This is a genomic window from Deltaproteobacteria bacterium, assembly GCA_003696105.1.
Lineage (GTDB): Bacteria > Myxococcota_A > Polyangia > Haliangiales > J016 > J016.
Genome location: RFGE01000122.1, coordinates 1 through 10,097 on the forward strand (window position 1 = coordinate 1; position 10,097 = coordinate 10,097).

Below are 10,097 nucleotides of genomic sequence, written 5' to 3' on the forward strand. Positions count from 1 at the left end.
CACCGGCCGGAGGTCGCTCGAAACCGGCGCCCGTGTTGTAGAACACACGGACGTCGCCGTCGCGCCCGTCGACGTAGTCCGGCAGGCCGTCGCCGTTGATGTCGAGCGTCGTGACGACATCGAAACGGTGGCGCCGCGCGACCCGCGGCCGGCCGCGCGGGCCCTTGGTGACCGGATAGCTGCGCGCCAGGTGGACCAGGGCGCGCGGAGCCCAACCGCGGCCGGAGGGCACGTACCGATCGGGGACCGCCCACACGTACGGCCGACCGTCGTCCCGCGTCGCGAAGTCTCCCGTGCCATCACCGCGAAACAGAAACCAACCGCCGCGCCACGCGGGGCCGCCCGGCCAATACGGACGGTGCTTCGGGTGCGTGAACACCTGGTCGAGCAGGCCGTCGCCGTCGAGGTCCATGAAGCCCTGCCACGCGCCGGCCGTCGCGAGCGGCCCGCCCAGCACGCCGAACGGCCGGTCGCTCTGGACGGGCGCCGGCAACAGGTGCACCGACTCCTCCGCCGACGAGAACTGGCCGGTGCCGTCGCCACGGTGCACGCGAGCGACGTACCACCCGCGGTGCATCTCCGGCACCTGGCTGCAGGCGCGGTTGAGCCGGGCGGGCGGCAGCACGCCGAGGTCCTCTTGGTCGGGCAGATCGGGCGGCGAATCCCATAGCCATCCGGTGTCCGGGTCCGCCCACGGCGGCGACGGAATCGGCGGGTCGAAGTACGCGCCAACGTACATCTGTAGCACAGCGGGGTCGTACTTGCCCTCACACCAGATCGACATGCAGCAATTGACGGGCACGGTGTCCCCGTACCGACGGCTCTCGTCGCCTCCGCCGTCACCGCCGTCACCGCCGTCACCGCCCTCACCGCCGCCGCTGTCGGTCGAACTCGAGTCGCACTCGTAGCCCAAGGGCGGCGGACATGTCCCTTCGGGGCAATCAGACGGTTGATCGGAGCGCGACGGCTCTCGGTAGGTCACTCCCAACTCGCCCGAGTAAAAGCCGTCGAGCAGACACGCAACACGGTTACCGTCGCCGTCGAGGCACGGGGCTGCTTCGGCCGCAGCCGGATAGGGGGCCACCTGCGGATCGAGCGCCGGCCGGTAGGCGCCCTTTTGGTAGTCGAGAGATGTGAGCAGATCGACGACGTGATCGCCGTCGAGATCGAAGAAGTGATAGCCGACGTAGTTCGCTGCCAGGCCGCACGGAACGTCGATCCCGTCAGTGCGACGGCGCGACACCTGACCCGAGAGACTGCACCCTTCCCGCTCGATGCGCACGTTCGACCCATTGCGGGCGACGCCGTCGGCCCACGGCAGAATCGGCAGCGCACCGAGTCGCGGCGTACCGCCGCCGCCGTTTCGCGTCCACTCGAATCGGCACTCTTCGGCGCTGAGGTCCTCTCTCGCGCGCAGCGCGTCCACCCGGCCGTCGCCGTCGACGTCGAGCAACCTCGCCTCCGTCGTCGGCAGGCCGCCCGACTTGCTCGGATCGAGGCGACGCCGCCCCGACGCGACAGAAAACTCCATGGCCCCCCAACCGAGCAGTTCGGGCAGCGGGCGGCGGGGTGCGTTCGGCGCGTGCGCGGTCGGCGCCAGCGCGCCGTAGGTGAACCGCGTCGGCGGCAGCGCGCTGTCGACGCCGTCGGGAGACCATGCGCGCTCGCGGATCTGCGCCAGCATGCGCAGCGGCGCGTGGAGGCGATCGCAGCGCGCGGCGTCCGCATCGTAGTCGAGGGTCACTTCGCGCCGCTTGACGAAGCCGTCTCCGCCGTCGACGTAGACGTCGATCCGGTCGAGCCGCATCGCGCCCTCGTACAGGCGGATCCCAGTGCGGTAGTCGAACCGCGCGCCGATCGGCACGTCGCTGCCCGCGCAGACGTGCGGCCCCGAGTACACGAACTCGACCCGCGCATGCGGCGCGATGCCGGCCGCGGCGTTGGCCGTGTAGTCGATTCGCCGAAGTTGGCGGTCGACCACCGTCTACACGGCGCCGTTGTAGGCGCGCCCCCACACCCGCTGGTAGTGATAGTCGACTCGGTTGCCGTGGCGGTCCTCGATGCGCGTGAGCTGCCAGCGCGCCTCGTGGCCGTCGCCGCCAGCGGTAGGCGCATCGCGCGCATCGTCGCGGTCGCCGAACGTGTAGGTCAGTCCGTCGGTGGTGCGCGCGCGCCAATACGTCACGCCGCCATCGCGCACGCGCTCGTAGCGCGCAAACGTCGAGTCGCCTTCGGCCACGCGGTACGCGGTCGCGCCGGCGGGCACGCGCGGGTCGTCGACCTCGACGAGGCGCGCATCGCCGTGCAGCGTGGTCATGTAATGCACGCCGTCGGTTCGGCCCTGCGACGTGTCGACCCGCACCTGGGGGATCGGCAGCGCCCATCCGGCTGCGATGCCGCCGCGAACGGGCTGTTGCGACGAGTAGACGAGCGCCAGCGAGGGCGCGACGCCGCGGCGTCCAGAGGGCAGCGCAATCGGATACGAGAACGTGAACGCGCCCGTCTGAGTCGACACGGACCAGCTGTCGGCCGATACGTCCGTCACACGCTGCACGCTCGGAGCCGACACGGGGGTCGTCGCCGAGACCGTGCCGGGATAGGCGTACAGCGAACGAACCGCCGCGATACCGAGCACCCACGCCGTCGGCCCGCACAGCGCGAGCGCACGCACCATCGTCTTCCGTCGAAACATGAGGGGGACTCCTTGCCGTTGGGACGCCGACGGCGGAGCCCCAAACGCGCTCCGCGACCGGCAGTGGGGACGCCGTCGCCGAGCGGAAACGCCGCGCGCCGAAGGCACGACGTCAATAGCCGGTCGACATTGCCAAGATCAAGCACATTGTTTTCGGTGAGCGCGTTTACTCGGAATGTGGGCGCGTCAACCGTGCCGGCAGCGCCGACGGCGCTGGCGCATGGGCCAGCGTGCCGACGTCGCGCCCGCGGCAATGCGGGCGCGTGCCCCCCGTGCGCCGCCGGCTCCGCGCACGGGAAGCCCTATTGGAAAGAGGTCTTCGCTTCGCTCTACGCGGGATCGGTTTCCGAGGACTCGCTGGCTCGAACGCGAGGCGGCGCCCGCTGGCGGACGGCCGCGTCGTCGCTCGAACCGCGGGCCGATTCGACGAGCAGACGTCCGCGGGCACGTGCGCCGCGCCGCCGGCGAACGCCCGCGACGCCGCCGGCTCGCCGCGGCGGACGCCGTCGACAGCGGCGCGCGGGCGCGGCACGCCGCCCCGCCGCGCGTGCCGCGCGCCGCCGCGTGCAAACGTGCGCCGCTCGGGCCGACCCGCCGGCGGGCTACCGTTTGTCGACGGCTCAAGGCACCGATGCGGGCGACGGCCGTCGCGATCCGCGCGCACCGGTGGTGCAATTCGGCGTCCGCCGGTAGGCTGTCGTCCGCGCACCTCGACGCGCTCACCCGGGACACCGTGCTTCCACCGATCGACATCCGCCTGTTCATCGCCGCGCCGCCCGAGCGCGTGTGGTCGTGCTGGACGGACAACGAGGAACTCACGAACTGGTTTCCCGACCGGGTGGAGGGGAGCTGCGCGCCGGGCGGCCGCGTGGTCTACCACTGGGACGCGCTCGCCGCCCAGTTGGCGTTCGACGTGCGGCGCGCCGACCCGCCCGAACGGCTCGAACTGGTGGCCGCGCCGCCGGGGCAACCCGTGCAGACGCAACGCGTCGACCTGCGAGCGTCGGCGGGCGGCACCGCGCTGCGCCTCGTCCACGCCGGACTCACCGACCCCGACGTGCGAGACGGCACCGCCGCGGGCTGGCAGGTGTCGTTGCAACTGTGTAAGTTGTATGCGGAACGGCATACCGGCCGGCGCCGCATCGGCGGATGGATCCTCGGCCTGGCCACCGTCGACTTGCCCGCCATCCACGCGCGGTACACCGCGCCGGAGGGCCTCGCGACGTGGCTCGGGACGGGCGAGATCGGCGACGCAGGGACCCTCGCTTCGGTCGCGCTGCACGGCGGCGGGCGACTCACCGGCCCGGTGCTCGTCCGGGTACCGAACCGCGATGTCTGCGTGCGCTGGGACGAATTCGGCGGCGCGGTGGCGTTTCGCGCGTTCCGGGTGGCGCCGCGCGCCGCCCTCGTCGGGGTCCAGTTCGCGTCGTGGGAGCGCAGCGAAGCGGACGTCGCCCCGGTCGCCCGACAGCTCGCGCACGCCGTCGACCGTCTGGTCGCGTCATTCGGCGGTCCCGGCGACGCCTGACTCGCGGCCCCTCTCCTGACGTCGGGTGCGCCCGGCGGGACACGCCCAGTCGACCACGCCGCCGCGCCGCGAACGCGCTCGGCCGACCACCGCCGCGATGCGGCGCGACCGCCGCCGTCCGACGCGTGGCCGCGGTCGCCGTCCGGGCCATCCTCCCGCACGGCAAACCCGCTCTGCCGGTGAGCCCCACTCAATCGTTGCGCTCCGCGCGCCGCCGCGCGAAGCTGTCGTCCATGAACGTCGCTGTCGTCACTGGCGCTGCCCGCGGCCTCGGCTACCTGATCGCCGAGCGCCTGTCGAAGCGCGGCTATGCCGTGCTGCTCACCGACGTGTTGGCCGACGAAGTCGCTCGCGCCGCCGAGCGCTTGGGCGACCCCTGCTGGTCGCTTGCGCAGGACGTCCGCGATCCAGCGTCCCACGACGCCGTCGCGGAGGCGGCAGCCAAGCGCGGTCGACTGACCGTCTGGGTCAACAACGCGGGCGTGCTGCGCGCGAACACCGCGTGGGGCCACGCCCCCGACGAGGTCAAGCTCCAGGTCGACGTCAACGTGCTGGGGGTCATGTACGGCTCGGCAGCGGCGGTGCGCGCGATGTCGAAGACCGGCGGCGGTCACATCATCAACATCGCGTCGATCTCGTCGATCTGCCCGGTGCCCGGGCTCGCCGTGTACGCCGCGACCAAGCACGCCGTGTTGGGATACACGCTGTCGCTGCAAGGTGACCTCGACCAGGCGCAGCTGCCGATCCGCGTCACGGCGATCTGTCCCGACGCCATCGAGACGGACCTGGTCCGCAACGTGGAGCACGACGAGCACGCGTCGCTGCTGTTTTCCAACGGCAAACTGCTGAAGCCCGACGACGTCGCCGACGAGGTCGTCGGGACCCTCGACGACTATCGGCTCCAGGTGTTCATCCCGCGGGGCCGCGCGGCGCTGGCGCAGTTGGTCGCCCCGTGGCCGGAGCTGGGGCTCAAGATCCTGCGCGGGTTCGCCAGACGCGGCGAAACGCACCGGCGCAAGCGCACGGGCCAGGCGAGCGCGTAGTCGCTCGTTCGAGCGAGGCAACCGCGCGCGCGGGCCGCGCCCGCCGATCAGTTGACGACGACGGGAGCGCAGGTCGACACGCCCGCGCCGACGATCACGTACGGGATGTCGTCGAGGATCACGCTGCTCGTGCCGGTCGCCGGATCGAGCAGGTGGACCTGCGACTTCGTGTCCGTACCGAGCAAGTCGGTCGTCGTCACAAAGATGTAGAACTTGCCGCCCCAGTGGGCGAACGCCCACGCGCGCACCTGGTTGCCGAGGCCGTTCATCGGCCAGCTCTGGCCGAGCGTCGCCGACGTCTTGTCGATCGCCTGCACCTTGGTCGAGTTGATTCCGGGGAAGTAGCCGAACAACTCCGCGGCCCCCGTGCCGGTCAGCTCCGGGCCGAACGTCTCGTTGGGCGCAATCGACCCGATCGGCTGGACCACCGGATTGTCGGGATCGACGCTGGCGAGCCGGAAGTCGGTCGAGCCCTGCGCCGACGATCCGCCCGCGATGTACAGGGTCTCCTCGCTCGACCCGGGCGCGTCCGACACGAAGCCCATGCCGAACAGCTCGAACCCGTTTTGGCCCTTCACGAAGCCCGACGCCTCGCACGACGCGTCGTCGATGTCCACCCAAAAAATCTCGCCGCTGGTGAACAACACCCACGCGCGACCCGATCGATCGACGGACATCGAAAACGGTGTCGCCGGCCCCGGCTGCCAGTCGGGCCACGGCGCGCCGGCAGGACAATTGATGTTGCCGATGAGCGAAAACTCGTTCCGCCCGTCCGCCGGGTCGAAACTGAGCAGACGGTACTGGTCGTCGACGACATAGATGAGCTCGGTGCCGCCCGCGCAGTCGTCTCCCCCGCAGGACCCGTTGGAGCACGATTCGAACTCACACTGTTCGATGACCTCGCCGAAAGTGCCGTCCGCGTTACACGCGACGACGGCGTCGCCGTTGCACGCGCGCGCATCGGACGGGCGGCAGTCGACACAGCCCAGGCCGTCGTCGCACACCTTGCCGCCGGAGCACGCCTCGTCGACGACCCAGTTGGTGCCGTTGCAGGTCTGGTGCGTCGCCCCGACGCAGCGCGTCTGTCCGGGCGTCGAACACTCGTCCTGAGTCACCGCGCCATCCGCGCCTCCACTGGACGACGATGGACCGCACGCCATTGCCACGCCGCCGAGGACCGCGAGCCAGGTCGTTCGCATGCCCGACCTATACCACGCCTGCCCCTCTGCAGAGATCACAGGTTCTGTCCACGCCCGGAGCGATCGCCCCGCACCAGGGACTCCGGTCGTCAGCACACCCGCTCGACGACGTCACCGATGCACACGCGCCCCGGGTCGATCACCCGCACGTTGACCCCGCGCAACCGCAAGTGCCGGCGCGGCTTGCCGTTGACCCACGCGAGGGCGTCCACGCCGAACCGGGAACGGAACGTGCTGCACCCGGTGTGCGGCTCCGGCGTCACCTCGACGACGGCGCCGCCGAGCCGCAGCCTCGCGCCAGGCGGCAGTGCCTCGGCGCTGAGATCGAAGTTCACGTGAAAGTTGTCGCCGACGTCGATCGCGGGCGCGCCGGCGTGCGCGACGAATCGCGCCACGGCAGCGTTGATGAGCGTGATCTGATAGTTGCGAGCGGGGTCGCCCGCCAGTGACCAGCGGTCGCCGACCACGCCGTCGTCAGCCGTCACCTCCACCGCGTCCGGCGCGCGGTGAACGCCCCGGTCGACGCGCACGCAGATCAACTCGACGGTGCCGCGATCGCGCGGCGCGGCGGGCGCCGCGGACCACATGGCTTCGAGCTGTTGCAAGGTCTTCACGCCGAACTCCGCCGCGAGGGTATGACCGCGCCGCGTCCGCCGCAAGTTCGACGTTACCCTTTGACGCACAGCACCTGGCGCAGCTCCGCGACGACTTCGACGAGATCCCGTTGGTCGGCGATGACCTGCTCGATGTCCTTGTATGCCGCCGGGATTTCGTCCACCACGCCGGCGTCCTTGCGACACTCGACGCCGCGCGTCTGCTCGGCCACGTCGCGCGCGGAGAATCGGCGCTTGGCCTCCCGCCGGCTCATTCGCCGTCCGGCGCCGTGCGACGCGCTGCAAAACGACTCCGGGTTGCCGAGCCCGCGGACGATGAACGACCGCGCGCCCATCGACCCGGGAATGATACCGAGTTCGCCGGCGCCGGCGCGGATCGCGCCCTTCCGGGTGACGAGAACCTTCTCGCCGAAGTGCGTCTCCTCCGCGACGTAGTTGTGGTGGCACGAGATCACGTCGCCAAATGCGACGCGGGGAAACCGGCGCCTGAACACGTCCATGAGTTGCGCGATCATGGCGTCGCGGTTGGCGCGAGCATAGCGCTGGGCCCAGAACAGATCGCGGCGGTACGCGGCCATCTCCTTCGTGCCGGCGAGGAACACCGCTAGGTCGGGGTCGGGCAGGTCGCGGTTGTGCGCGAGCCGTTTCGCGATCGCGATGTGGATGTCGGCCAGCTGCTTGCCGATATTGCGCGATCCGGAGTGCAGCAGGATCCACACCCGCTTTTCGGTGTCGAGGCACACTTCGATGAAATGGTTGCCGCCGCCGAGCGTGCCCACCTGCGCCAGCGCGCGGCTGCGCAGCTTGTGCACCCGCGGGTCGAGCTGATCGAACTCCTTCCACAGATCGAGTCGGCGCGCGATCGGCAGCGGCTCGTCGTGCGACGCAAAGCCGACCGGGATTGCCCGTTCGATGTCGGCGCGCAGCGAGCGCAAATTGTCGGGAAGGTCGTCGCCGGTGAGGTTGGTCTGGACCGCGGCCATGCCGCAGCCGATATCGACCCCGACCGCGGCGGGCGCCACGGCGTCCTTCATCGCGATCACCGAACCGACGGTCGCGCCCTTGCCGAAGTGCACGTCCGGCATCACCGCGACGTGATGAAACACCCACGGCAGCGACGCGATGTTGTGCAGCTGCCGCAACGCCTGCGCCTCCACCTCGCGACTGCGGGTCCACAAGACGATGGGCAGGCGCTTGCGCTGGATGGTCTCGATCGGCATCGCCCGCTCAGGGTAACACCGCCGCCGATCAACCCGCACCGCGCGCTGCGCCGAGCCGCGCGCGTGCGCGCCGCTCCACGATGTCGACCGGCAGGCGTCCGGTCGCATCGGCCTCCGCGAGCACGTCGCGGGCGATCGCGCCGAGGCGGTCGATGAGCGGCCGCCGATCGGCCAACCCCATGAGGGCCTCGCCGACGCCCTCGATCACCGCGCCGGCCGACGCGATCGCGTCGGGGACATGCAGTACGCCGCGGGCCGCCAGCGCGCAGGCCACCGCGCGATCGGCCAACACGTTGTTGGCCGCGCCGCACACGGCCCACGCCCGCAGCCGTGCGGCGCAGTCGGCGTCAATCGCGCCGCCGATCGCGCACGGCGCAACCACGTCCACATCCTCGAGCAGAATCCGCGCCGGCGTCGTCACGCGCGCGCCGGTGGCGTCGGCGACGGCGCGCGCGCGCGCGTCATCGACGTCCGCGACGACCACCCGCGCCCCTTCCGCCGCGAGCGCGCCGGCGACCGCCGCGCCGATCGCGCCACACCCCTGCACGGCGACGCGCAACCCGGCCAACGACGCGCCGCGGTGCGCCGCGCACGCGCCGATACAGCGTACGACGCCGCGCGCGACCGCGCCGGCGAGCGCGCCGGCGTCGGTTCGCACGTACCGGGTGGCGCGCGCCATCGCGCGCAAATCGTCGGCGGTCGTCCCGTAGTCTCCCGCGGTATAGAAGGAGCCGCCGAGCGCCTCGACCGCGCGGCCGAGCGCCTCGAACGCCGCCGCCCGCGCCGGCCCCCGCACGGGTTCGATCACCGCCTTGCCGCCGCCCGCATCGAGCCCCGCGATCGCGCACTTGATCGTCATCGCGCGCGCGAGCCGCTCCGCGTCGGCGCGCGCCGCGGCCGCCGACGGGTAGGCGCGCGTACGCACGCCGCCGGCAGCCGGGCCGAGGGTCGTGTCGTCGACGACGATCCACCCGCGCAGCCCGCACGAGGGTTCGTCGAGTTCGACAATGCGTTCCGGGGGCATCGAGCCCAAGCCTATCGCGGACGCCCGCCTGCACGCGCGGTCGACCGTGGGGCAAAATGCGGGCATGGTCACGCGCGATTCGACCGCAGACGAACTCGCGCGCCTACGGCGCGACGTGGCGGACTCGGAGTGGACCGTGCAGGCGTGGAGCCTGGAAGCGAACGAACTCGTCGTCCGCGTCGACAAGGACGTCGGCGGAGAGATCGGCCGACTCGTGTTCGGCGGAGTCGGTCACGTGTGTCTGCCGCCCGCGGTGACGGTCGCCGACGTCGAAATCCACACGCGCGCCTCCGTCCCCGACGACTTCTGGCACACGTCGGCGCCGCCCAAAGACGAGTTGGGTGACGCGGAACGCATCGTTGTCGTCTACGGGAGCTACGGCGGCCGCTTCTACGTCGTCGCTGAAACGATCGACTACGAGATTCTGCAGTAGGCGGCGGCCGTCACACACCGTCACATGCCAGGCCGCACACGCCCGGCGTTCCGGTGGTCGAGTCGGCTCCCACGCGGTCGTGGTCGCACTCGGTGTCGTCCATGCACTCGGCCCCGTCGGCATTCTGTGCTGCGCACGTCATCCCGTCTGCGCCGGCTGCGCAATACAGGCCGGCCACGCAATCCGAGCCGGAACTGCACGACTCGCGCTGCCGCGACCGGGGCGTGCACAGCGACTCGGATGTGTCGATATCGTAATCGCAACGCAGACCCTCTTGACAGTCGGAGTCGAACTCGCACGGCTCGCCTTCGTCCGGCCTTGCCGCGCACGTGCCGTCGGCGTCC

Annotated in this window: 10 protein-coding genes; 3 read left to right on the plus strand and 7 right to left on the minus strand. The window is 71.2% G+C overall.

Translation table 11 applies throughout. From position 1 onward, the window contains the following. Together D6689_08340 and D6689_08345 are read right to left on the minus strand one after the other, a co-directional pair. Positions 1-1,981, minus strand: a 1,981-nt coding sequence (locus D6689_08340) for a hypothetical protein (GenBank protein RMH42375.1), incomplete at its 3' end; no start/stop codon positions are given. 3 nt (positions 1,982-1,984) lie between these two features. Further along, positions 1,985-2,692 carry a hypothetical protein gene (locus tag D6689_08345; protein ID RMH42376.1) on the minus strand — a complete coding sequence of 236 codons (708 nt, stop codon included), beginning with the start codon at positions 2,690-2,692 and terminating at the stop codon, positions 1,985-1,987. A gap of 448 nt (positions 2,693-3,140) precedes the next feature. Between D6689_08345 and D6689_08350 the strand changes: the two genes are divergently transcribed. Further along, a complete protein-coding gene (locus D6689_08350) occupies positions 3,141-4,220 on the plus strand; it encodes an SRPBCC domain-containing protein (protein RMH42377.1) in 1,080 nt (359 codons plus the stop codon). Next, positions 3,842-5,263 carry an SDR family NAD(P)-dependent oxidoreductase gene (locus D6689_08355; protein ID RMH42378.1) on the plus strand — a complete coding sequence of 474 codons (1,422 nt, stop codon included), beginning with the start codon at positions 3,842-3,844 and terminating at the stop codon, positions 5,261-5,263. Before D6689_08350 ends, D6689_08355 begins: the two co-directional genes overlap by 379 nt. Positions 5,264-5,310: 47 nt before the next feature. On the opposite strand, the gene D6689_08360 is transcribed toward D6689_08355, so the two are convergent. From D6689_08360 to D6689_08375, 4 genes are all read right to left on the minus strand, one after another. After that, positions 5,311-6,462, minus strand: coding sequence for a hypothetical protein (locus tag D6689_08360; GenBank protein RMH42379.1), 1,152 nt, complete (start codon positions 6,460-6,462; stop codon positions 5,311-5,313). Positions 6,463-6,551: 89 nt separating this feature from the next. Continuing rightward, complete coding sequence (locus D6689_08365) at positions 6,552-7,076, minus strand: hypothetical protein (protein RMH42380.1); 525 nt, start codon at positions 7,074-7,076, stop codon at positions 6,552-6,554. Between the two features lie 53 nt (positions 7,077-7,129). Then, on the minus strand, positions 7,130-8,296 hold the full coding sequence (locus D6689_08370) for an RtcB family protein (GenBank protein ID RMH42381.1): 1,167 nt from the start codon (positions 8,294-8,296) through the stop codon (positions 7,130-7,132). A gap of 28 nt (positions 8,297-8,324) precedes the next feature. Continuing rightward, positions 8,325-9,386 (minus strand): Glu/Leu/Phe/Val dehydrogenase, encoded by a 1,062-nt coding sequence (locus D6689_08375; GenBank protein RMH42382.1) that lies wholly within the window; start codon positions 9,384-9,386, stop codon positions 8,325-8,327. On the opposite strand from D6689_08375, the gene D6689_08380 reads away from it, so the two are divergent. Then, entirely contained in the window at positions 9,385-9,753 is a 369-nt protein-coding gene (locus tag D6689_08380; protein RMH42383.1) for a hypothetical protein, read from the plus strand. The genes D6689_08375 and D6689_08380 overlap by 2 nt on opposite strands. 10 nt (positions 9,754-9,763) lie before the next feature. Here the strand turns inward: D6689_08380 and D6689_08385 are convergent. After that, positions 9,764-10,097 (minus strand): hypothetical protein (locus D6689_08385; GenBank protein RMH42384.1); only part of this gene is annotated, 334 nt, incomplete at its 5' end.

Coding starts and splice junctions, on each gene's coding strand:
- D6689_08345 (RMH42376.1), bottom strand. CDS start 2,692: ATGTTTCGACGGAAGACGATGGTGCGTGCGCTCGCGCTGTGCGGGCCG.
- D6689_08355 (RMH42378.1), top strand. CDS start 3,842: ATGGATCCTCGGCCTGGCCACCGTCGACTTGCCCGCCATCCACGCGCG.
- D6689_08360 (RMH42379.1), bottom strand. CDS start 6,462: ATGCGAACGACCTGGCTCGCGGTCCTCGGCGGCGTGGCAATGGCGTGC.
- D6689_08370 (RMH42381.1), bottom strand. CDS start 8,296: ATGCCGATCGAGACCATCCAGCGCAAGCGCCTGCCCATCGTCTTGTGG.
- D6689_08380 (RMH42383.1), top strand. CDS start 9,385: ATGGTCACGCGCGATTCGACCGCAGACGAACTCGCGCGCCTACGGCGC.
- D6689_08375 (RMH42382.1), bottom strand. CDS start 9,386: ATGCCCGCATTTTGCCCCACGGTCGACCGCGCGTGCAGGCGGGCGTCC.